The organism is Mucilaginibacter sp. (assembly GCF_039921305.1).
In the GTDB taxonomy this organism is placed as follows: Bacteria; Bacteroidota; Bacteroidia; order Sphingobacteriales; family Sphingobacteriaceae; genus Mucilaginibacter.
Genome location: NZ_JBDSCA010000081.1, coordinates 85,038 through 107,770 on the forward strand (window position 1 = coordinate 85,038; position 22,733 = coordinate 107,770).

Below are 22,733 nucleotides of genomic sequence, written 5' to 3' on the forward strand. Positions count from 1 at the left end.
TATGATCTTCGACCGGAAAAACTTAGACAATGCCACCTTGCTCAATTTTTACAAGGCATTGTTATGGCCGCGTTTGGTTGAAGAGAAAATGCTGATCCTTTTAAGACAGGGCCGCATTGGCAAATGGTTTTCGGGCATCGGGCAGGAAGCCATAGCGGTAGGCAGCACACTGGCCATGCATCAGGATGAGTATATTTTGCCCATGCACCGTAATTTGGGTGTTTTTACCACACGCAATATTCCGCTTACGCGATTGATGGCGCAGTGGCAGGGTAAGGCATCGGGCTTTACCAAGGGGCGCGACAGGTCGTTCCATTTTGGCACTCAGGAATATAAGATCATCGGCATGATATCACACCTCGGCCCACAAATGGCGTTGGCCGATGGTATTGCTTTAGCTGATGTATTGAGCAAGAAGCAGGCAGCAACTTTGGTATTCACGGGCGACGGCGCGACAAGCGAAGGCGACTTTCACGAAGCGATAAACGTTGCCGCCGTTTGGGATTTGCCCGTGATATTTTTGATAGAGAATAATGGCTACGGCCTCTCTACCCCTACCAATGAGCAATACCGCTGCAAAAACTTAGTAGACCGGGCCATTGGCTACGGTATTGAAGGCCGCAAGATTGATGGTAATAACATACTGGAAGTTTACCACACCATTGATGAGATAGCACAGGAAATTAGAGTTAGGCCCCGCCCTGTTTTATTAGAATGCATGACCTTTAGAATGCGTGGCCACGAAGAAGCATCCGGAACTAAATATGTACCGCAGCATTTGTTTGACGAGTGGCAGGATAAAGACCCGCTGAGCAATTTTGAAAACTATTTACTGGATCAAAAAATCATTGATACTGTCACCATTCAACAAATTAAAACCGAATTTAAGAGCCGCGTAGAAGAAAAAGTTGAAGTAGTTTTTAATGAAACAGATATTGTAGCGAATATAGATACCGAGGTGGCAGATATGTATCAGCCTTACAACGTTCCAACCTCTCAACCATCCAACAACAAAACCAACAAACGCTACCTTGATGCCATAAGCGAAGCTTTGCTTTTGGGGATGCGCAAGTTTGACAAACTGGTTATTATGGGGCAGGACATTGCCGAATACGGCGGTGTCTTTAAAATAACGCAAGGTTTTGTAGAAGAGTTTGGAACCGGACGGGTACGCAACACCCCTATTTGCGAATCGGCCATTGTGGGCGCGGCTATGGGGCTTTCCATTAATGGATACAAAGCGGTTATGGAAATGCAGTTTGCCGATTTTGCAACCTGCGGTTTTAACCAGATCATTAATAACCTGGCTAAAACCTATTACCGCTGGCAAGAGAATGTAGATGTAGTGATCAGAATGCCAACAGGTGCCGGCACAGGCGCGGGCCCATTCCACTCCCAAAGTAACGAGGCATGGTTCACCAAAACACCGGGATTGAAAGTGGTTTACCCAGCCTTTCCAACAGATGCCAAAGGTTTGTTGCTTGCCGCGATAGAAGATCCAAACCCCGTAATTTATTTTGAACATAAATACCTGTACCGCAGTTTGAGCGAAGATATTCCGGATGATTATTATACTATCGAAATAGGCAAAGCCAGAATTATCCAATCCGGTGATACCGCCACGATAATCACCTATGGGCTGGGTGTGCATTGGGCTATTGAATACGCCGAAAACAATCCCCATCTATCCATAGAAATTATCGACTTGCGCAGCCTACAACCCTGGGATAAAGAAGCCGTTGAAGCAAGCGTAAAGAAAACAGGCCGGGCATTAATTTTACATGAAGACACTTTAACCTGCGGCTTTGGTGCTGAAATAGCCGCTCACCTTGCCGAGCATTGCTTTAGTTATTTGGATGCGCCAATAATGCGATGCGCAAGTTTGGATACCGCCATCCCGATGAATAAAGATCTGGAAGACCAGTTTTTGGCTAAAGCGAGGTTGGGTGAAATGATGGAGAGGTTATTAGGATATTAAATAAATATTCATTTATTTTAGGAGACACACTGCCATCTTATATATGACCAAATCTTTACGCTTAGCACAATCAATTCATTCCAAATATATCTCATTATTAAAAATTCCAATCCCGGTTTTCTTAATTGTATTTATACTTTTAATCTCGGCTTTTACAGGCTTTGCTCAGCAAAAAAATAGTTATGATCTGCTTTGGAAAATAAGTGGCAAGGGCCTTACCAAACCTTCGTATTTATTTGGCACTATGCACGTTAAAGACAAACGGGCTTTCGGGTTCAGTGACTCGGTTATGGTTTCGATCCGTAAATGTGATGCTTTCGCGCTTGAAGTACACCCAGATACCCTTGTAAGCGCTGTATTTGCCAAACTGGAAACTTCCGATACATCGATAAAGGTAAAAAACCTGTTAAACAAAGTTGATTATAATGTGCTGGCCAAACGTTTTCAGGAGAAGAACGGGTATTCGATTGACGAGGTTAACCCGATGAAGGTTGAATCGCTGTTAAAGCATCCACGTGATAAACCGGATGATAAACAAACTTTTGTGGATGCCTATTTATATGGCATAGCCCGTACCATGAATAAAAAAATATACGGGCTCGAAAAATCTGAAGATCAGGTTAACACTTTGTATGGCGATAACAAAGATTTGAAAGGCAAGTTAGAAAACCTTGTAGATTTAAACGACTCGTTAGAAAACGCCTACAAAGAAAAACTGATCACAATTTACAATACCGGCAGCATTGAGGCTGTATTAAATTTTATTAAAAACGACGAGCTGTTAAACGATGCTTTTATAGCCCGTAATAAAGTTATGCTGCATAGCATGATTGGCGAGATGGCCACACAAAGTGTTTTTGTAGCTGTTGGGGTTGCGCATTTGCCCGGCAAGAATGGCCTGATCGCCTTATTAAGGAAAGAGGGTTACACAGTAACTGCTGAAAATGCCACTTTTACCGGAGTTGCCGATGGTTTTAAGGTTGATTATAACAAAATGCATTGGGAAACCTACACCGATAAAGAGAGGGGGTATTCGATGGAAACACCTGGCTTAACCATGCTCACCAAAACTCAGGATGGTTTAGATGTTGTGGTTTATCCGGATATGACCAACGAGGTTTATTACGGCACATATGCCATACCGAAAAGTAATGAAAGCACTGCCGCCCATGCAGATGAGGTGATCAAAAACATTATTGATAACTATACTAAAAACTCAAATTATGTAATGCTCAATAAAAAAACGGTATTGCAAAACGGGCAGCAGGTTACCGATTTTTCGATACAAAAGGGGCAGCTTTTTTTGCGGTTGCAAATTAGGGTGGTTAACAATATACTTTACTGCCTGTATGTGGGTAATAAATTGGAGAATTTGAATCAGCCTTTTGCTGAGCGCTTTTTTGAATCATTTAAAAGCATTAAACCAGAAGCCCCTAAAAACAAAGCGTGGATAGCCTATAATAACACGCCAGGGGCTTTTAAAGTAAACCTGCCCGATGAGCCCCAGTTTGTAACAAAAGACATACCCAACCCTAACCAAAAAAATGGTCCGCCATTTACCATTAATATGTATATGGCACAGGATAAGTTTGCTATGGGGGTTTACATAGTACGCTATAACGATTACCCGGCGGGCAATTATCTTGCAGATAAAAATACTTTATTTAATGCCATGGCCGGCGAATTTGCAACCAAGGGAAAAATTTTAGGAAATGCGAAAACCATTTACTTAGACGGTGTGGAAGGTCGTGAGTTTAAAATAATGTTGTCGGATAAATATTATACCGAGACCAGGATGTATGTTAGGGGGAACCGGATGTACTTTTTATTGAAAGAGAACCTTGCCGAAAATGCCACAACCCCAATCAACGATGATTTTTTCAGCTCGTTTAAACTTACGCCTTACCAACAACCTGCATATTATAACTATAGCCCAGCTGACGGAAGATTTGGCATCAAACTCCCTTCTAAACCAATAGTAACAACAGATACACTTGAAACCACATCTTACCTTACAAACAATGTGAGCGCATTTTGTACCAATCCAAACTCAGGTGGATCATACGGAGTGGAGTATTCTAAAATAAGCGATTACTATCGTATTAAAGATACCGACTCGTTGTACAGGAAAATAATGAAGCGCCTTGTTAACTATAAAGATACTATACTTAAAGTTGACACCATTAGCTTTAACGGTAAAAAAGGGCTTAAATATGTGGTACAAACTAAAAGCACCGGCATTAAACAAACTAAAGGTTTACTGATAGATAATGGCTACGTTTATTTTTTGAGCTCACACACCAATGAGGAAGAACAGACCAGTGAAGCATTCCAAACCTTTTTTAACTCCCTGGCTGTAAAATATTACAGCGGCTTCAACCTGTCATCATCAAAAGCCGAAAAAATAAGGGCAGATCTCACATCAACAGATACTACTATTTTTAACGCAGCCAAAGGAGCATTATCATACTATAAGTTTAACAAAAATGAGTTGCCTGTGGTTTATAAAATACTGCAAAGCAATTATGCCGATGATTCCTTACGGAACGGAACGCGCTCAAAACTGATAGAGAACCTTAAAGATGTGAACGATGGCGAAACCGTAAAAAACCTGCAAACACTATTTGCCGCTACAGACGGTAAAGACAGACTGAGAGCTGATATTATGGCAACCATACCAGCGGTTGACAAAAAAACGGGATATGATATTTATTTAAAGATGCTTACTACAACCCCGGCTTTAAAGGTGAATGATTATTACTACCAGGTATTTAATCCGTTAACCGATTCCGTGGGATACGCGGCGGTTAATTTTAATAGTTTGCTGCCATTGTTAAGCAATACTGAGTATCGAAAGAAGATTTTGCACCTCACATCCATGATGCTATATGATGAGAATAAAGACTTGTACTACAATTTGCTAAAAACTAATTTCAACATCATAACCAAGTATGCCAACAACGATCTGAATAAATATTTATTGGAAAAAGATAGTACTTATAGCGATTGGTTATCACCGATTTATGATTATTTAAGGTTAATAATCAAGATAAAGAACGAATCTTTAGCGGATAGCTTTACGGCAAAAATCATACAGGCAAATCCACGAAGCGGAACAGTTTCTGAAGCGGCTATAGCCCGGATAAAAAACCACCTGCCCATTAACCAAATAGTGCTGAATATCCTGATGGACAGTATAGCTAACAGGTATGATATGATGCAGGCTTTGTACGAAGAAAAACAACTGACCAAAATACCTCTGAAATATAAAAAACAGGATGAATTTGCCAGCCTATGCCTATACCAGTACACCCTGGATGACGATGATAACCACCCCGAAAAAATAACGCCCCTGGGAAATGTTATTAGCGGAGGCATGTTGTATTACGCGTTTAAATTTACCCGCCCCCTTGATGATGAAAAGACAAATTATCTGGGTATAGTTGGTCCGTTTAAGCCGGGTTTTGCTCAACTTAAATTTGGTGTGGATAACACCTATACCGCTTGGGAAGCAAAAAAAGTTAACTGGCAATTGCAGGCAACAAAATTAATTCCGAAATTGAAAAAACAGTTAGCCGCCAATAAACCACTAAATAATGGGGAAATTCATTAATCCTGCACCAACTCCACTTCGGCCACAGGACTAAACAAATACAAGCGCTTGCTGCTGATCTCTACACAGCGGTAACGCTTGCGCACTTTTTCTTCTAATCGGAATACCCGCCCATCCTTCAATTTGAATACGGCTTTTGCAGGTAGCTTTTCTACCGTGACTATTGATTCCTTTTGAGCATCATATTGTCGCAGGGAGCGGTACAAATTCAGATCGGAACAACTGGATGCAGCGGGGTTATTTAAGTAGTTGGTGATGGCTTGCTTAACATCCGGCGGGAATATTTCCTTTTCGAAAAAGGGTTGCATCATGCGTTTAAAGTTGGCCTTCCATTCGGTACCGTGGGGTTTTGCTTTGTTTTTGTGTTCATTCCAGGTGTGCAGGTGGGCAAACTCGTGTACGGTGGTTACCAGGAAGGCGTACGGGTTCAGATCGTAATTTACGGAGATGCGATGGCCCTTGTCACCGTACGGGTGACGGTAATCGCCAAACTTGGTACCACGGTTGCGGGATACCTTAAACTCGCAAACAAAATAGTCTATCCAGCGGCTGATGAGCGGGGCCGCATCAGGTGGAAGATATTGCGCTAAAACTTTTACTTTATCCAATTTTTACCTCTACATCAAATATCAGCAATTTTTGGAGAGGCTCAAATAATGCGAATGCAATTTATTTTAACCAATGATAGGTAATAAAACTGGCTACATAAGCCAAAACCGTCATGTAGCCAAACTGGATGGCGGGCCATTTCCAGTTTTTGGTTTCCCGATAGACTACGGCCACCGTGCTGGCACACTGCATCGCGAAAGCATAGAACATCATGAGCGACATGGCTACGGCTAAGGTAAATACCGGCTGCCCGGTTTGTGGATCTGTGGCTTTACGCATTTTTTCCTGAACGGATTGAATATTATCGCCATCGCCATTTACGCTGTAAATGGTTGCCATGGTACCCACAAAAACCTCGCGGGCGGCGAATGATGTTACCAGGGCAATACCTATCTTCCAATCAAAACCTAATGGGCGAATAGCTGGCTCTATACCATGGCCCAGCATACCGGCGTATGAGTTTTCGAGCTTTTCGGTCGCTATCATTCGGTTCAGGCTATCGGCTGGTATTTTTTGGGTGGCTTGTATCTGTTTGTATTTGTTATCGATGTTATCGAAACGTTTTCCCGGACCGTAGGATGCCAGCACCCAAAGGATGATAGATACAGCTATGATCACCTTTCCGGCTTGGAGTACAAAGGTTTTAGAGCGATCATACATCGTTAACAAAACATTGTTCCACCTTGGGGTGCGGTATACGGGTAGCTCCATGATAAAGTAACCGCGTTCGCGTGAGCGCAGGATGTATTTGAATACCCAGGCTACAACTACTGCCGATACTAAGCTTAACATGTACATCGCCGTAAGGGCTAGTCCCTGCATGTTGAAGATCCACCAAACGTTTTTGTTAGGTACAACTAAGGATATCAATAAAGTATAAACAGGTAAACGGGCCGAGCAGGTGATCAATGGGGTTACCAATATGGTGATCATCCTATCCTTCCAGTTTTCGATGGTACGAGTACTCATGATGGATGGTACAGCACAGGCAAAACCACCAATAAGCGGCACTACAGATTTACCGTTGAGGCCAACCTTACGCATGATCTTATCCATCATAAACGTAACGCGGCTCATGTACCCCGTATCTTCTAAAATAGAAATAAACGCGAACAGGATAGCGATCTGTGGGATAAAAACCATCACGCCACTCAACCCGGCTATTACGCCATCAACCAGTAAATTGGTTAGCGGGCCATTGGGTAAATGATTATGCAGTAAACCTTGTACCCATACAAAGCCATTGGAAATCAATTCCATTGGGTAGGCCGACCAGGCGAAGATAGACTGGAAGATGAACAGCAATATGGCTATAAAGATGATAAAGCCAAATACTTTATGGGTTAATATTTTATCAATCCGGTTGCTTAGTGTTTCGTCTTCGGCGGTAACGGGTACTTTTACGGTATCGTAAAGCAGATCGTTGATGAAGTTGTAGCGGGCTATGGTTTCTGTTGCCTGGGCTTTTTGGGAATGGAAGCTGTGCTCCTTTTCCAATACTTCGATGCGGTCACTTTCTGCCGGGGTTAAAAATTTCAGGGTTTCGTGCTGATGTGCCAGTTGCAGGGCGAAGTAAGAGTTTTCAAGTTTAAGCTCTTGCTTGATCTGGGCGATCAAGGTTGGGGCTATCGGTTCTATCTCAATACTATCCTGCTGTAAGGCTATTTTGTTGGCAAAGCTTATAGTTTGCTTTAGCTGATCTATACCTTCCAGCTTACGCGCGGATATAGGTATTACCGGCACACCAAGCTTTTGAGCAAAGCCATCTATATCAATATCGATATTGCTTTTTTTAGCCATATCGATCATATTGAGGGCCACCACTACAGGTATCTTTAAATCGGCAACCTGGGTGTAGAGCAGTAAATTTCTTTTAAGATTGGTAGCATCTAAAACTACAATAACCAAGTCGGGGTTAAGCTCATTGCTCCTATCGGCTAAAACCGAGAATACGATGGATTCGTCCTGACTTTTGGGGTATAGGCTGTAGGTTCCGGGTAGGTCAATCACTTCGGCGGTGCGGCCATCGGGTAATTCGGCATAGCCTACTTTTTTATCGACGGTAACACCCGGAAAATTTCCTATTTTTTGATTAAGCCCCGTTAATACGTTAAAAAGTGTTGATTTACCGGTGTTAGGATTCCCTACTAAAGCAATTCGAATATCAGCTTTCAACCTCTTAACAAAAAAACTATTGCATAATGATAGTTGCCGCCTCGCGTTTGCGCAGGCTCAACTGGTAACCAGCTACATTGATGGCGATAGGATCGCCCAAAGGAGCTATACGCTGAACACGGATCTCTTCGCCGGGTAAACAACCCATTTCCATTAATTTAACCGACATTTCGAGGTCAGTAAATTCTTTTACTGTTCCCTTTTCGCCTACCTTTAATTGTGAAAGTTTGATGCTCATGTGTAATTCTCTACCAGCAAATGTAGATGTTATTTATATTAAATCCAAATAAGAAACCAACGCTACAAAGTTTTTACAAAAGCCTGTTTAACGCAGGATAATGACAAGCAGTGTAATAATTTGTTTTTACAAAATGGGAGGAACTTTTTACTTCCTGATAGTAGATGGCGTGGACCTGATCCACTTAGGGCAGTCGCATTTTTTGCGGAAAAGACTGCATGAGCTTAGGCTAACCATAAACATGGCGAAAGTGAGATATACGAGGTATGATCTTTTCATGATACAGCTTATTTAACTAAAAAGTCCGGTTCAAATTGTGTTGAACCGGACTTTTTATATTTTAAACACCTATTAAGCTCTGGTAAGCCTCGGCAGTAAGCAAGCCATCTAATTGCGAGGCATCGGCTATGGTTATTTTAACCATCCAGCCATCGCCGTATGGGTCGGAGTTAACCAATTCGGGCTGGCTATCTAAGGCAGGGTTAATTTCTAATACCTTTCCGGTAACGGGCATAAACAAATCCGATACTGTTTTTACAGCTTCAACTGTACCAAATACATCTTCAATGTTAACTGTTTGGCCAACGGTATTAATGTCTACATAAACAATATCGCCAAGTTCGCCTTGCGCAAAGGCAGTAATGCCTATGGTAGCTGTATCGCCATCTATGCTAACCCACTCGTGGTCTTTGGTATATTTAAGTTCTGCTGGAAAATTCATGTCGCTTGTTTTTGTGTGTCCAAAAATAATAAAACTTTAAGTATCGGCAATATAGCCATGCATATTAAAAGATGATGGGCAGAAACGTTTGTACAAACCATACGTAAATTTTGTTGTTTAAAAAGAAAGTTAATTAACATCAAAACACTACCATGAAAAAATTAAGCATTGCATTTATTGCCGCGGTAACGGCATTTACATTCCAGGCTTGCCATAGTAATAAAGATAGCAAGGCTACTGCCGATAGTTTAAACAAAGCTGCCGACCCAAGCAAAACCGACACATCAAAAATGGCTATGCCTGTTACTGTTGAGCAGGACGATGCCAAATTTGCCGTTAAAGCCGCTGCCGGCGGAATGGCCGAAGTGATGTTAGGGAAACTGGCACAAGATAAAGGTAGCACACCTGTTAAAGATTTTGCCGGCATGATGGTAAAAGACCACAGCCAGGCTAATGATGAATTGATGACGCTGGCCAAAAGCAAAAACATTGCTTTGCCAACTGTATTAGATAAAGACATGCAAAAAAACTTTGATGACCTGGATAAAAAAGCCGGACCAGATTTTGACAAGGCTTACGTAAAATTAATGGTTGACGACCATAAAGAGGATGTAAAGGAATTTGATAAAGCAACCCAAAAACTAAAAGACCCCGACCTGAAAGCTTTTGCCGTTAAAACATTACCTGTTTTAAAAATGCATTTGGCCTCGATCAGCAAGATAGATAGTACCATGAAAAAGAAATAATTATATGTACTGATTTAAAAGGGATAGAGCTTTGGCTTTATCCCTTTTTTGTTTGGTATAGATGGGTGTGATCAAACAACAGATGCAAAGTGGTTTGAATTCCATAATTTTTTCAGCCTTTTATTTTAAGGGCTATTCTTATTATACTTGTGCATGGCAGCACCAATAGTAACAGGCATTATGAGCTACGGCATGTCGGGCAGAATATTTCATGCACCGTTTTTACATGCGCACCCAGGTTTTGAATTAAAAGCGATAACCGAGCGCAGTAAAAAAATAGCGGCAGAACGTTACCCGGATATCATCAGTTATAATAGTATTGATGAGCTTTTGGCCGATGATGAGATAGAACTTATCGTGGTGAACACACCCAATAATACCCATCATGATTTAGCTACATTGGCTTTAAAAGCCGGCAAGCATGTATTGATAGAAAAGCCCGCGGCAGATACCGTTGCCGAAACCAAGGCTTTATTTGATTTGGGCCGGGCACAAAACAAACAGGTATTTATTTATCAGAACCGGAGGTGGGATAGTGATTTCTTATCGATAAAACAAGTTATTGAAAGTGGTGAGTTGGGTAAACTGATCGAGGTTACTTTCAGGTTTGACCGGTATAAACCGGTATTGAGCCCGAAAGCTTTTAAGGAGACCGGTGGTGCAGGTGCCAATGGCTTGGTTTATGATCTGGGGCCGCATTTGTTAGATCAGTTGATCAGTTTATTTGGTAAGCCAACAAAGTTTAACAAAGTTAAGGCGGCGCATAGGGAAGGTTCGCAGGTGGACGATTATTTCTTTTTCCAGCTATCCTATCCCGGCGACCTGAATGTGATGGCGGCTTCTAATTTGTTAACCGCGCAACCTGTTCCGGCATTTGTGTTGCATGGCAGCAAGGGCACTTATATTAAAGACAGGGTTGATGTACAGGAATTTCAACTGGACCAAAACATGCTGCCTACTGATGCGCGGTATGGTTTAGAAGACGCGGGCACAGAAGGTAAGCTTACTACCATTAACGAGGATGGAAGCAAAAACGTGAAAACCATACCATCGGTTAAAGGTAATTATATGGGTTTATTTGAAGCCGTTTATCAAAGCATCCGCAACAGCGTACCCTACCCTATTACCGAAGAAAATATTTTAACACAAATGGAATTATTAGAGGCATAAACCGTTAATATTGCATCAGCTTATCAATACCCATGAAAACAACGCTTTGCATCATCTTATTACTATTTGGCATTAACAATATAAAGGCACAAAAAACAGACGTACCGGCGGGCATTCCGCATTACCGTTTGCTAAGTCAGGATAGCACCTATATTACCCAGGACAACCTTAAAAAAGGTAAACCTACGATGATCATCTATTTTTCGCCGGATTGCACACATTGCCAAAAGCTTACCTATGAGTTTCAGGATGAATTTGCAAAAGAAGCTAAGGTGCATGCAAATACCCTAAAACATGTGCAGATAGTTATGGCAACCTGGGCGCAGTTAAAAGCGATCCAGGTATTTTACAGAGATTTTGGCCTGGTGAAATATCCTAACATTACTGTAGGCACCGAAGGTAACGCCATGACTTTAGGCCATGTTTATAATGTGAGTACAACGCCATACATAGCCATCTATTCAAAAACCGGACAATTGGTTAAGGTGTTTGACAAAGTACCCAAACTTGAAGATATTATTGCTACGCTGAAAAAAGTGTAGATTGATAAATACGACTAATAAAAAAAAGACCTTCCAAAATCCGGAAGGTCTTTTCTATTATTTGATGGTGTATGAAACCAGATCTTGCTGAACAGGTGGGGTGCCTGGTTGTATCAGATCGATGTGGATGATACCTATGCCCTGGGCCACATATATTTCGTACGTAATTGGGTATGGGGCACCAAATATTGTCATTTGCAAGTTTAATGTACTATGAATAACCTTAGTATATGTTTTGCCTAAAACGGTTTTCGATATGTTTTTTTCGGTGATCTTACCATTAAGCGTAACCGTGCCCATACTTGGATAGTTGAGGCTGGACGTCCAGGTTGTACCTACAGCTACATTATCTTTCAGGTATAATAACTCTAATGTGTAAGACGACGTTCCGGCGGGTATGGTTTGCATAATGCTATACCCATGGTTACTTGTGTAGTAATAACCTGTATCAGCTATGCCAAATCCCGAACGGGTTTCGTAAGCCTGTGTATAAAGCCTGCTGTTAATAGTTGATGTTTTTGCCGACATGGTGATCACACTGGTATCAAGAAGTGTATAACCAACGGACGCGGTGTAGTCTGTACGGTATTTCCAGGTTGAGCCGGCGGTAAGTGGTTGATATGTAGCCGAGGCACCACTATTGGCACCGTTAATCACTGTGCCCTCAAGCTTTGTACAGCTGTTTAGTATCACTATTAAAGAAAGCAGAAGCAATAAATATTTTTTCATGAATAAGGTTGATGTTTAGATATATAGGTCAAAAATAATAAAATTATACGACTTTAATATTAATGACGAAAATACCAGAATAAACGTTACAACCTTTGAAAAAATATTGGTTGTGAAGGCCAAATTTTGTATATTAGTGTTTGAGATAATAATAAAAGAAATGATTGATCGAATAGGTTTCTCTATCGAAAATATCTTACAATATCCCCCCTTTAATGTTTGAAGCCTGCCTGTCGGCAGACAGGGATTGAATGACTGAGGGGTTGAATAAGATCAAAAAAAGATGATCGAATTTTATAGGTGAATTTAAACCTACTTTATCCCCCCCTTCCGCGAGAAGTTTTAATATCGGATGTTGATCTCGTCCTTAATATTGTTAAACACAAATGAGCTTGTTTTGGCTGAACGGGTATTGAGCTTTACTTCGGTGTTGTTTATGGTTAGCGAGTTTACATTATCAAAGCCGTGCAGCATGAGGTTAAGTTGGGTGAATTTGGAATTGAATGTTCCTTCCGGGATATCTAAATTGATGAGCTTTTGAGCGGGGTAAAAGCGGATAGCGCGTTTGTAGTATTGCCCGTTTTGATAATCATAGGTTGAGCCATCATCTTCATAATATATAAACCCGTTGGCTTGGGTACCGTTCCAGATATGGAGTTGGAGGATACCATCTCCTGCTTCGGCGGTACTTTGAATGATGGACTGCATAGGTATAATGGCAGATGCTTTGATGAAAACCGGCAGATCGGTTAAGGGAGCGGGTACGTTTACCACCTGTTCACCATCAAACTGCTTATCGCTGCTTAAGCGATACCATTCCCCTTTGGGCAAATACACATCGGCCTTTGTTTCGGTGCTGATCACAGGCGCCACTAAAATAGAATCGCCGAAAAGGAATTGGTTTTGGTATTTGGTTTTATATACATTATCGTCAAAGGTATAATCAATAGCCAGGGTACGGCTCAAAGGCAAACCGGTTTGACTGGCCGTATAAAACCCCGAATAAATGTAAGGAAGCAATTGATACCGATGCTCAATATCCTTCTTAATAATAGCCTCGTTTTTAGCTCCCCAGCGCCAGGGTTCGCGGTGTGGGGTATCAATACGGGCATGGTTGCGAAACATGGGTGTGTAGGCTCCTAATGAGTTCCAGCGCACCATCAATTCGGGTGTGGGGTCGCCGCTAAAGCCGCCGATGTCTACACCAGTGAATGCCATGCCGGTTAAGCCCAGGCTGTTGACCAATCGCTGACCTAAAAGCATATGAGCATCATAGGCAGAGTTATCACCCGTCCAAACAGATGAATAACGTTGTGTGCCGCAATAGGCCGCGCGTGTCAGCACAAATGGGCGTTTGCCTTTTAGTATCTTTTTAGCGCCATCGTAAGTAGCCCGTGCCATTTGCATGCCGTAGGCGTTACGCACTTCGGGCATAGGAATATCGCCAAATTGCATCAGCGACGGTATATTTTGGCCCCATGCGGCGGGTTCGTTCATATCGTTCCAAAAGCCCTCCACGCCGGGGTTTGTAAGGGCTTTAAATGCAGTTCCCCACCATTCCCGCACATCCTGGCGAAAGAAATCAGGGAAATGGCAACGGCCCGGCCAAACCTCGCCAATGAAATTATCGCCATTAGGGTAGGTAGCAAAGTAATTTTTCTTAATACCCTCATCGTATTGCTTGTAGCCTTTTTCTATTTTGATACCGGGATCGACAATAGTTACCAGATGGAAGTCCATAGCCTTGAGCTTATCTATCATTCGCTTAGGTTTTGGGAAGGTTTTTGGATCCCAGGTGAATATTTTATATCCATCCATATAGTCAATATCGCAATACATTACATCGGCGGGTATCTTTTTATCGCGGAAGGTTTGGGCTATATCCAGCACTTCATCGGCGCGCATATAGCTCCACCGGCATTGCTGGTAACCCAGGCTCCATAGAGGAGGCATTTCCATCCGGCCGGTTAGCCAGGTATAATCTTCTAATATCTCAGCAATGCTTTGCGCGCCGAACAGATAGTAGTTCATATCACCGCCATCGGCACCAAACCAGCTCATCTCGTTATCGGTGGTAGCGCCAAAATCGAAATAGCTTTTATGGGTATTATCCATAAACAAGCCATACATCAAGCCGCTATGGATGCCGATGTAAAAGGGGAAGGTTTTATACAAGGGATCGGTATCGATGCCATGTTCGGCGGCATCGGTATTCCAGTTTGTGTAGGACGAACCACGGCGATCCAGATTCCCAACCTTTTCGCCCAGGCCAATAAAGCGTTCATCGGGGAATAATTTACGATAGCTGATCACCTGGCTTCCGCGCCATGTAGTGCCGAAGCGTTTTTCATCGGCACTCAATAGTTTGCCTTCAGCAGTATAAAGGCTAAAGCGTAAAGGCGATTTACTGATGATTAGTTTTAAGGCTGCTGTGCTAACCTCAATCCTGTCGCTCAGTTCCCGATATTCAAAGTTATCGGCAGGCTGTTGTATTACCGCGAAGGAATGGTCTACGGCAGACGCATTTTTTGTAATATTAACCCTGATGATGGTTGGGCTGTAAATGTAAATATGCGCTTCGGCAGGGGCTGTTTTGATAACAAGCTTGCCGTTCTGTTTTTCAATGCTTTGGATATCGCCTAAAAATTCTGTCTGCATAGTAATGCAACAGCAAAAGTGATTTAAAGGTTTAGATTAAGATGAGATAAAGAGTTGTTTTATAAAGTGAGAAATTATTTTTGTAAATTTGAGTATGACGATTGTAGTAAATCCACATAATGAACAAGAAGAAAAAGTTTTGTTAGCTTTTTTGGAGAGTTTGAAATATGAATATCAAACCAATGATATCGAAATAACTACAGAACAGCAAAAGGAAATACTTAGGCGTGATAAGAGTTTTGCTGAAGGCAAAACGACAGCCCGAAATTGGGAAGAAATAAAAAAAGAATTGGAGAGTGTATACCGTTAAGCTTCTCCACGAGGCTGAAATAGAAATTGCTAACGGTTGTGAATGGTATGAAGAACAGCAAAAAGGTTTAGCTAAACGTTTTCTAAAAGAGGTTGATTACTACCTAGCTTTATTAAGAAAAAATCCTTTGCAATTTAATGTGCGATTTTCAGAAAAGTTTAGATTTGCGACACTGCAAGTATTTCCATATACCATCGCTTATAAAATAGATGAAGTTGATAAAATCGTTTATGTTAACGCTATCTTTCATACCAGCCAAAATCCTATCAGGTTTTAGAAACACCTTTAAACAACAAACCCCGCTCAAGGCGGGATCTGCAATGTATTTTCAGCGAAAACTTATGCCCACAAATTAGCGGGATAAGTTCCGTTTTCTACCAGTTTAGAAATGCTTTCCTGAACAATTGGTTTGTCTTCTTTATAGGTAACGCCAAACCATTTAGCAGCGGTAGGTACCACTTTAAACGATGCTACGCCGGTTTTGATCAGTTCATCAGCAACAAGCGGGATAAAGAATTCAGCTTTTGGGTTACCTTCGTTAGCGTCAACAAAACGTTTGAACATATCTAAACTTTGCTCAAAAACAGCCGGGGTAAAGCCCCAGAAATTCATAGATACACGGGTATCGTTTGGTAACGAATGCTCGCCGCTAGCATCTTTGTACGCTACTTTACCGCCATCAACAAAGTAAACTTCGGTACGCTCGTTAATCTCAACCATGTTACCATCTTCAACCTTACATACACCGCGCGATACTGATCCGTAATCAGATAAGGTTCTATCTATCTGGTAACCTATCAATGAGTATTTATCATCGGCAACTTCGGTAGTTAAAAATTTGGCCATTTTTTCGAAGGCGTCAAAACCGTAAAAATCGTCAGCGTTAATTACGCAAAAAGGTTCTTTGACAGCATTGCGTGCAGCTAATACAGCATGAGCGGTACCCCATGGTTTAGCACGTTCCACAGTTTTATCAATGCCGTATTGTTTCAGATCAAAATTCTGAAAAACGTAATCCGTTTTTATTTTGCCAGCCAATTTTGGCTCGAAGATCGCTTTAAAGCTATCCAAAAACTCTTCGCGGATGATGAAGGTTACTTTACCAAAACCAGCCTTAATGGCATCATAAATAGAGTAATCAATAATGGTTTCGCCGTTAGGGCCAAAGCCATCAACTTGTTTCATGCTGCCATAGCGGCTGGCCATACCCGCGGCCAATATTAATAATGTAGGTTTCATATTTGCTAAAGTACTTATATTTTATTTTCTGGTTATATGTATTTTAAGATTTAAAGGATTGATAATATTCGGATAAACTACAACAGATTGAATATCACCTGGAATTTACCTTATTCTTCGTCAAAAGCCTCAAAAAGCTCTATCTTATTACCTTCCGGGTCCATAATGTGGGCAAATTTGCCATACTCATAAGTTTGAACTTCGCCAAGTAAGGTTATTCCTTCTGCCTGGAGCTGTTTAACCAGCTCATCCATGTTTTCAACCCTAAAGTTGATCATAAATTCTTTTTCTGATGGCTCAAAGTATTTGGTTTCGGCTTTAAACGGAGCCCAAAGGGTATACCCCTTTTTGTCGGCATCTTCGGCATCGCGCCAGTCAAATTTGGTTCCGTAAGCCTCGTTTTTAATACCAAGGTGTGTTTCGTACCATTTACGCATGTTATCGGCATCTTTAGCTTTAAAGAATATGCCGCCAATTCCGGTTACTTTTTTCATTTCTTCTTTTTGGTTGCTTCGGGTAAGTTGCTATATCTAAAATCCTGACCGGTTTTAAGAGCCAGTAAGGTTTCGTAAATCAGACTGATCACATTGTCAACATCCTCTTTATGGATCATCTCCACCGTAGTGTGCATGTAACGTAAAGGCAGTGATATCAACACCGACGGCACACCACCATTTGAATAAGCAAACGCGTCGGTATCAGTTCCGGTTGAGCGGGATGATGCCTGGCGCTGGAATGGGATAGCTTTGGTTTCGGCAGTTTCTATCAATAGCTTATTCAAGTTGTTTTGGATAGCAGGAGCGTAAGATACTACCGGGCCACGGCCACAAGCCAGATCACCCTGGGTTATCTTGTTGATCATCGGCGTTTGAGTATCGTGCGTAACATCGGTAATGATAGCAACGTTTGGTTTGATGTAGTCGGCAATCATCTCTGCTCCGCGCAAGCCAATCTCTTCCTGAACGGCATTTACGATATATAAGCCAAAATCGAGTTTCTTTTTGTTCTCTTTTAATAAACGGGCAACCTCGGCAATCATAAAACCACCAACACGATTGTCTAAAGCACGGCCAACATAGTAACGGTCGTTCAATATCATAAACTCATCCTCGTAAGTAATTACGCAACCTACGTGGATGCCTAAGGCCTCAACTTCGGCTTTACTGGTGGCGCCGCAATCTAAAAAGATGTTCTTCAAGGTAGGGGCTTCTTCCTTCTCGCCGCTGCGGGTGTGGATAGCCGGCCAGCCGAAAATGGCCTTAACAACACCTTTGGTAGTATGGATATTTACGCGTTTTGAAGGGGCTATCTGGTGATCTGATCCGCCATTGCGGATCACGTAGATCAAACCATCGCTGGTGATATAGTTTACAAACCACGAAATTTCATCGGCATGAGCCTCGATAACTACGCGGTATGGCGCTTTGGGGTTAATGATACCAACGGCGGTACCATAATTATCAACGTAAGTTTCATCAATATATGGCTTAATATAATCGAGCCATAATTTTTGGCCCTGCCATTCAAAGCCGGTAGGCGAAGCATTATTGATATATTTCTCTAAAAACTGTACTGATTTATCGGTAACAACACGGATATGTTCTTTTTCGTCGGATTTCTTTTTAGCCATAATAATATGTATTGTACAAGCCCTGAGGCACTAAAGGCAAATATAGTAAACCATGTTACAAAGCCATAGGTTTTAATGTTATGCGAAACTATAAATATGCTATGTGATTTATTAATGTTTTAACATTTACTTCATACAGCCACGCTTACTTTGTACCAGAGAGTTTTGATTCATAATTCAGTTGTTAATTGAGAGAGGCAGTCGGCGTGTGAGTAGCGCCGACTGTTTATTTTAGGGATAGGTCCATGATCTCATAATCATGCCCGCCTCTTGAAAACAGTTCACCAGTTTGCTTAAATCCCGCTTTTAAATAAAAGCCAACAGCAGGTACACGTGCATTGCACCATAAGCGTTCGGCACCCTCGGCTTTGGCAAAGGCTATCACATAATCCAACAAAGCCTTTCCAACACCCTGCCCCTGCCCCGATGGGTGAATTGCGAATTTGCGGAACTGATAATCCAGTCCTTTACTAAACAGCGACACCACACCCACCAATTGATTCTCGGTAAAAGCACCGAAATGGTAACCATCGTCATCCTCATCCATCCACATTTTATAGATGGGTATTTCCGGATACAAAACCTCGTGCCGCAAGCGCCAGGTTAATTCGGGTGTTATTTGTTCAATGTGGATGCTCATGGTATCTAAAACATATTTTTAAAAGCGGCGGCAATGTGCGATTCCCTCCCAACGGGAGGGTGGAGGGAGGGGTTTATTGAACTATTGTAATAAATTTCTATCGAAAGCTAAAGGGAGTTTAATTGATGGATTTTCTTTAACAATAGATATAATCACACTCTCCAAAACTCTCAATACATTACGCATATCCTGTTTAACCTCCGATTCCGTAAAACGTATAAATCTAATCCCCAAACTTTCTAATTTGTCTTGTCTTTGCTGATCCTTTAATACTGCTTCCTCACCATTGTGCGACATTCCATCAATCTCAATAGCTAACTTTAATTCTTTACAATAAAAATCGACTATGTAATTATTAATACAGCGTTGCCGATCGAAATCAAATCCCCAGAATTTATCAAGTTTTAATTCGTTCCAAAGCAATACTTCTCCCGGAGTCATATCCTTACGAAGCTTCCTTGCAAGCTGTTTTAACTTTGGATTGTATGAGATGATTTTTGCCATTTTGTATATCGCAGAAACCCCTCCCTACACCCTCCCGTTGGGAGGGAATCGCACATTGCCGCCGCTTTTTTTATTTTTACAACGGCATATTCCCATGCTTCTTCCGCGGTAAATTAACCACCTTATTCTCCAGCATTTTAAAAGCCTTAATGAGTTTACTGCGGGTTTCGGCAGGTTCAATTACCTCATCAATAAAACCACGCTCGGCGGCACGGTATGGGTTGGCGAAGATATCAGCATACTGCTGCTCCATTTCTTTCCATTTGGCTTCCGGGTCTGGCGAACTGCTGATCTCGCGTTTAAAAATGATCTCGGCAGCGCCTTTGGCACCCATTACGGCAATTTCGGCACTTGGCCAGGCAAAGTTCATATCGGCGCCAATGTGTTTGGAGTTCATTACATCGTAAGCGCCTCCGTAGGCTTTGCGGGTAATTACCGTGATGCGGGGTACGGTAGCTTCGCAAAAGGCGTAAAGCAGTTTGGCTCCGTTGGTGATGATGCCTTTCCATTCCTGGTCGGTGCCTGGTAAAAATCCCGGAACATCTTCAAACACCAACAGTGGGATATTAAAGCAATCGCAAAAGCGGATAAACCTGGCGCCTTTGGTTGACGAGTTAATATCCAATACGCCGGCCAAAAATGCAGGTTGATTGGCTACAATGCCAATACTGCGACCTGCTAATCGCGCAAAGCCGACTACTATATTTTCGGCAAAATCTTTATGTACCTCTAAAAACGAACCCTCGTCAATTACCTCGTCAATCACCTCACGCATATCATAAGGCTGCGAAATGTTTTCTGGGAGTATGGTGGTTAGGTTAGGTCTGGTTTCATCGCTTGCTTCATAAGGTAAAGCCGGAGCCGTTCCCTCACAGTTTTGGGGCATATAGCTCAATAGTTTTTTAACATGATTGATGGCTTCAATCTCATTTGCACAGGCGAAATGCGTAACACCCGATTTGGTGGCGTGAGTATTCGCGCCGCCTAATTCTTCTGATGTTACGATCTCATGTGTTACCGTTTTTACCACATTTGGCCCGGTAACAAACATGTACGATGTATTTTCTACCATCAAAATGAAGTCGGTAATGGCAGGCGAGTAAACTGCGCCACCTGCGCATGGACCCATTATAGCCGACAACTGTGGAATAACGCCCGAAGCCATGGTATTGCGATAAAATATATCCGCGTATCCGCCCAGCGAAACTACACCTTCTTGAATACGGGCACCGCCAGAATCATTCAATCCGATAAAGGGAGCGCCATTCTTCATGGCCAGGTCCATTACCTTACAGATCTTTTCGGCATGTGTTTCTGATAGTGAACCACCAAATACCGTAAAATCCTGAGAGAATACATAAACCAATCGGCCATTCACTGTACCATAACCAGTAACTACACCATCGCCCGGGTACTTCTCTTTCTCCATCCCAAAATCGGTGGAGCGGTGCGATACCAGCATACCTATCTCTTCAAAAGAACCCTCGTCCAGCAAAAAGTGTATACGCTCACGCGCCGTTAACTTTCCTTTTTTATGCTGACTATCTATTCGTGCCTGTCCTCCGCCTAACAGTGCCTGCTCTTTCTTCTTACGTAGGGTATCCAGTTTTTTATCCACTTCTCTTGATTTTTATAATTGTAGTGGTTAAAAATATGAATTATCTTTATTACTATTTAATCTTACTATTTTTGACAACATGCTGATACAAGGTAAAGATGAACGTACACTTAAAGCTAACCTTATGCTGGCATCATCAACCGCGTTGGTTGCCGGTATTGTTAATGTAGCCGGGGTAATCGCCTTTTTAGCTTTCACTACCAATATAACCGGTCACGTAGCCTTGTTAGCCCGCAAAGTAAGCGCGCAGGATGTTGGCGAGATCATTACCGTAGGTGTTTGGTTACTCATGTTTTTTATGGGAGCCTTTGTATCGCATTTTTTGGTACGATCGTTTGATCGCGAAAGCACTTACAAAGCGCATGCCTTACCCATTTTAACCGAGATGGTTATTCTGCTGCTTGTCGCGATATACGGTAACCACTTTTTTGATGGCAATGATTTGGAGCGCGAGATCATCATCGGGGCCATTTTGTTTTCAATGGGCTTACAAAACAGCCTTGTATCAACTATATCCGGTGGTTTGATCAAATCATCGCACTTAACTGGCTTATTTACCGATGTTGGCGCGGATGTTGCCGAATGGATCCATCCGCACACGGCCAAAACCGAATTGGTGCGCAACCGGCTCTATGTAAGGTTCACCGTGTTGGGCTTCTATTTTATTGGTGCCGTTGCCGGAGGCTTCTTTTTTGAGCTTTACAACTTCAAGGTGTTTTATTTTATCCCTATTATATTGCTTACCATTCTATATTATGATATCCGGGGTGTTGTTTTTAACAAATTGAGGCGTAAATTTGCCGCCGGTACCGATACTAAATAATCATCTTAAATTACTTAATACATGTGTGCAGCTAAAATTCACGATACAAGCCATATTACTTACGAAGGCCTTTTAGAAGGTAACAAACAGTTTGTAGCCAATACTTTAAAGATCGATCCGGAATACTTTACCCAGTTATCAAACGGACAAAAACCCCCTATTTTATGGATTGGTTGTGCCGATAGCCGCGTACCTGCCAATCAGATCACCAATACCAAACCGGGCGAGATATTTGTTCACCGTAACATTGCCAATATGGTGGTTCACTCAGATATGAATATGCTCTCTGTTTTGGATTATGCCGTGAATGTTCTTGGGGTTAAACATGTTATAGTTTGCGGCCATTATGGCTGTGGTGGCGTAATAGCCGCCTCCGGTCACGAACAAAACGGGCTGGTTGATAATTGGCTGCGTCACATTAAAGACGTGTACCGCCTGCACGCTGCCGAACTGGATGCCATTACCGACCAAAAGCAAAAGGTTGACCGCTTAGTTGAACTAAACGTAATGGAAAACGTAAACAATTTAACCGCAACATCTATAGTACAAAATGCCTGGAAAAACGGCAAGGATTTAAGCGTACATGGCTGGGTTTATACCTTAAGCACGGGCTTTATTAAAGATTTGAAAGTAAGCTTCAACAGCAACCAGAATATGGATGAAGTATTCAAGTTTAAATAGGTTTATATACAGGGATCTGTAATAACCCGGATAACTTTAATTACTAATTATGCCTGCCTGTCGGCAGACAGGGGTATTTATGTATGTTTTAAACGCTCTTTATTTCTTT

General features: G+C 42.0%; 21 protein-coding genes. 9 read left to right on the forward strand and 12 right to left on the reverse strand.

Features of this window, described 5'->3' with window-relative positions; all coding sequences use genetic code 11:
• Position 1: 1 nt before the first annotated feature.
• Both ABIN91_RS23840 and ABIN91_RS23845 read left to right on the forward strand, forming a co-directional pair.
• Positions 2 to 1,978: a dehydrogenase E1 component subunit alpha/beta gene (locus tag ABIN91_RS23840; RefSeq protein WP_348054159.1), complete on the forward strand. Its 1,977-nt coding sequence runs from the start codon at positions 2 to 4 to the stop codon at positions 1,976 to 1,978.
• Between the two features lie 43 nt (positions 1,979 to 2,021).
• Complete coding sequence (locus ABIN91_RS23845) at positions 2,022 to 5,591, forward strand: TraB/GumN family protein (protein ID WP_348054161.1); 3,570 nt, start codon at positions 2,022 to 2,024, stop codon at positions 5,589 to 5,591.
• Here ABIN91_RS23845 and ABIN91_RS23850 read toward each other — a convergent pair.
• The 4 genes from ABIN91_RS23850 to gcvH all read right to left on the reverse strand — a co-directional run bounded on the left by ABIN91_RS23850 (position 5,588) and on the right by gcvH (position 9,334).
• Entirely contained in the window at positions 5,588 to 6,199 is a 612-nt protein-coding gene (locus ABIN91_RS23850; protein ID WP_348054163.1) for a SprT-like domain-containing protein, read from the reverse strand. The two genes, ABIN91_RS23845 and ABIN91_RS23850, sit on opposite strands and share 4 nt — an antisense overlap.
• A gap of 61 nt (positions 6,200 to 6,260) precedes the next feature.
• Entirely contained in the window at positions 6,261 to 8,375 is a 2,115-nt protein-coding gene (feoB, locus tag ABIN91_RS23855) for a ferrous iron transport protein B (RefSeq protein WP_348054165.1), read from the reverse strand.
• A gap of 16 nt (positions 8,376 to 8,391) precedes the next feature.
• A complete protein-coding gene (locus ABIN91_RS23860; protein WP_348054287.1) occupies positions 8,392 to 8,607 on the reverse strand; it encodes a FeoA family protein in 216 nt (71 codons plus the stop codon).
• A gap of 346 nt (positions 8,608 to 8,953) precedes the next feature.
• The gene (gcvH, locus tag ABIN91_RS23865; RefSeq protein WP_348054167.1) at positions 8,954 to 9,334 is read right to left on the reverse strand and encodes a glycine cleavage system protein GcvH; all 381 of its coding nucleotides are present in this window, start codon (positions 9,332 to 9,334) and stop codon (positions 8,954 to 8,956) included.
• A 152-nt stretch (positions 9,335 to 9,486) separates the two neighbouring features.
• Between gcvH and ABIN91_RS23870 the strand changes: the two genes are divergently transcribed.
• From ABIN91_RS23870 to ABIN91_RS23880, 3 genes are all read left to right on the forward strand, one after another.
• Positions 9,487 to 10,080: a DUF4142 domain-containing protein gene (locus ABIN91_RS23870; protein WP_348054169.1), complete on the forward strand. Its 594-nt coding sequence runs from the start codon at positions 9,487 to 9,489 to the stop codon at positions 10,078 to 10,080.
• A 153-nt stretch (positions 10,081 to 10,233) separates the two neighbouring features.
• Positions 10,234 to 11,250: a Gfo/Idh/MocA family oxidoreductase gene (locus ABIN91_RS23875; RefSeq protein ID WP_348054171.1), complete on the forward strand. Its 1,017-nt coding sequence runs from the start codon at positions 10,234 to 10,236 to the stop codon at positions 11,248 to 11,250.
• A gap of 32 nt (positions 11,251 to 11,282) precedes the next feature.
• Positions 11,283 to 11,792 (forward strand): hypothetical protein, encoded by a 510-nt coding sequence (locus ABIN91_RS23880; protein ID WP_348054173.1) that lies wholly within the window; start codon positions 11,283 to 11,285, stop codon positions 11,790 to 11,792.
• Positions 11,793 to 11,849: 57 nt separating this feature from the next.
• Here ABIN91_RS23880 and ABIN91_RS23885 read toward each other — a convergent pair whose 3' ends face one another.
• Positions 11,850 to 12,521 carry a hypothetical protein gene (locus ABIN91_RS23885; protein WP_348054175.1) on the reverse strand — a complete coding sequence of 224 codons (672 nt, stop codon included), beginning with the start codon at positions 12,519 to 12,521 and terminating at the stop codon, positions 11,850 to 11,852.
• Positions 12,522 to 12,863: 342 nt separating this feature from the next.
• Positions 12,864 to 15,179, reverse strand: coding sequence for a glycoside hydrolase family 31 protein (locus ABIN91_RS23890; protein WP_348054176.1), 2,316 nt, complete (start codon positions 15,177 to 15,179; stop codon positions 12,864 to 12,866).
• A gap of 94 nt (positions 15,180 to 15,273) precedes the next feature.
• Here ABIN91_RS23890 and ABIN91_RS23895 point away from each other — a divergent pair, with 94 nt between their 5' ends.
• The gene (locus ABIN91_RS23895; RefSeq protein WP_348054178.1) at positions 15,274 to 15,489 is read left to right on the forward strand and encodes an addiction module protein; all 216 of its coding nucleotides are present in this window, start codon (positions 15,274 to 15,276) and stop codon (positions 15,487 to 15,489) included.
• Positions 15,476 to 15,766, forward strand: coding sequence for a type II toxin-antitoxin system RelE/ParE family toxin (locus ABIN91_RS23900; protein WP_348054180.1), 291 nt, complete (start codon positions 15,476 to 15,478; stop codon positions 15,764 to 15,766). Before ABIN91_RS23895 ends, ABIN91_RS23900 begins: the two co-directional genes overlap by 14 nt.
• Positions 15,767 to 15,828: 62 nt before the next feature.
• Here the strand turns inward: ABIN91_RS23900 and ABIN91_RS23905 are convergent, their stop codons facing one another.
• The 6 genes from ABIN91_RS23905 to ABIN91_RS23930 all read right to left on the reverse strand — a co-directional run bounded on the left by ABIN91_RS23905 (position 15,829) and on the right by ABIN91_RS23930 (position 21,120).
• Entirely contained in the window at positions 15,829 to 16,728 is a 900-nt protein-coding gene (locus tag ABIN91_RS23905; protein WP_348054182.1) for a sugar phosphate nucleotidyltransferase, read from the reverse strand.
• A gap of 110 nt (positions 16,729 to 16,838) precedes the next feature.
• A complete protein-coding gene (locus ABIN91_RS23910) occupies positions 16,839 to 17,222 on the reverse strand; it encodes a VOC family protein (RefSeq protein ID WP_348054184.1) in 384 nt (127 codons plus the stop codon).
• The gene (locus tag ABIN91_RS23915; protein WP_348054186.1) at positions 17,219 to 18,358 is read right to left on the reverse strand and encodes a M42 family metallopeptidase; all 1,140 of its coding nucleotides are present in this window, start codon (positions 18,356 to 18,358) and stop codon (positions 17,219 to 17,221) included. Before ABIN91_RS23915 ends, ABIN91_RS23910 begins: the two co-directional genes overlap by 4 nt.
• Positions 18,359 to 18,584: 226 nt before the next feature.
• Complete coding sequence (locus ABIN91_RS23920; protein WP_348054188.1) at positions 18,585 to 18,998, reverse strand: GNAT family N-acetyltransferase; 414 nt, start codon at positions 18,996 to 18,998, stop codon at positions 18,585 to 18,587.
• A gap of 81 nt (positions 18,999 to 19,079) precedes the next feature.
• Complete coding sequence (locus ABIN91_RS23925) at positions 19,080 to 19,502, reverse strand: endonuclease domain-containing protein (protein WP_348054190.1); 423 nt, start codon at positions 19,500 to 19,502, stop codon at positions 19,080 to 19,082.
• Positions 19,503 to 19,578: 76 nt separating this feature from the next.
• A complete protein-coding gene (locus ABIN91_RS23930; RefSeq protein WP_348054192.1) occupies positions 19,579 to 21,120 on the reverse strand; it encodes an acyl-CoA carboxylase subunit beta in 1,542 nt (513 codons plus the stop codon).
• A 79-nt stretch (positions 21,121 to 21,199) separates the two neighbouring features.
• On the opposite strand from ABIN91_RS23930, the gene ABIN91_RS23935 reads away from it, so the two are divergent.
• Complete coding sequence (locus tag ABIN91_RS23935; protein ID WP_348054194.1) at positions 21,200 to 21,943, forward strand: YoaK family protein; 744 nt, start codon at positions 21,200 to 21,202, stop codon at positions 21,941 to 21,943.
• A 21-nt stretch (positions 21,944 to 21,964) separates the two neighbouring features.
• Entirely contained in the window at positions 21,965 to 22,624 is a 660-nt protein-coding gene (locus ABIN91_RS23940) for a carbonic anhydrase (protein ID WP_348054196.1), read from the forward strand.
• Positions 22,625 to 22,733: the final 109 nt, after the last annotated feature.

Bases quoted from the DNA above. Each gene is read 5' to 3' on its own strand.
- ABIN91_RS23840 (WP_348054159.1), top strand. From the start codon at position 2: ATGATCTTCGACCGGAAAAACTTAGACAATGCCACCTTGCTCAATTTT.
- ABIN91_RS23845 (WP_348054161.1), top strand. From the start codon at position 2,022: ATGACCAAATCTTTACGCTTAGCACAATCAATTCATTCCAAATATATC.
- gcvH (WP_348054167.1), bottom strand. From the start codon at position 9,334: ATGAATTTTCCAGCAGAACTTAAATATACCAAAGACCACGAGTGGGTT.
- ABIN91_RS23870 (WP_348054169.1), top strand. From the start codon at position 9,487: ATGAAAAAATTAAGCATTGCATTTATTGCCGCGGTAACGGCATTTACA.
- ABIN91_RS23875 (WP_348054171.1), top strand. From the start codon at position 10,234: ATGGCAGCACCAATAGTAACAGGCATTATGAGCTACGGCATGTCGGGC.
- ABIN91_RS23880 (WP_348054173.1), top strand. From the start codon at position 11,283: ATGAAAACAACGCTTTGCATCATCTTATTACTATTTGGCATTAACAAT.
- ABIN91_RS23885 (WP_348054175.1), bottom strand. From the start codon at position 12,521: ATGAAAAAATATTTATTGCTTCTGCTTTCTTTAATAGTGATACTAAAC.
- ABIN91_RS23890 (WP_348054176.1), bottom strand. From the start codon at position 15,179: ATGCAGACAGAATTTTTAGGCGATATCCAAAGCATTGAAAAACAGAAC.
- ABIN91_RS23895 (WP_348054178.1), top strand. From the start codon at position 15,274: ATGACGATTGTAGTAAATCCACATAATGAACAAGAAGAAAAAGTTTTG.
- ABIN91_RS23905 (WP_348054182.1), bottom strand. From the start codon at position 16,728: ATGAAACCTACATTATTAATATTGGCCGCGGGTATGGCCAGCCGCTAT.
- ABIN91_RS23910 (WP_348054184.1), bottom strand. From the start codon at position 17,222: ATGAAAAAAGTAACCGGAATTGGCGGCATATTCTTTAAAGCTAAAGAT.
- ABIN91_RS23915 (WP_348054186.1), bottom strand. From the start codon at position 18,358: ATGGCTAAAAAGAAATCCGACGAAAAAGAACATATCCGTGTTGTTACC.
- ABIN91_RS23920 (WP_348054188.1), bottom strand. From the start codon at position 18,998: ATGAGCATCCACATTGAACAAATAACACCCGAATTAACCTGGCGCTTG.
- ABIN91_RS23925 (WP_348054190.1), bottom strand. From the start codon at position 19,502: ATGGCAAAAATCATCTCATACAATCCAAAGTTAAAACAGCTTGCAAGG.
- ABIN91_RS23935 (WP_348054194.1), top strand. From the start codon at position 21,200: ATGCTGATACAAGGTAAAGATGAACGTACACTTAAAGCTAACCTTATG.
- ABIN91_RS23940 (WP_348054196.1), top strand. From the start codon at position 21,965: ATGTGTGCAGCTAAAATTCACGATACAAGCCATATTACTTACGAAGGC.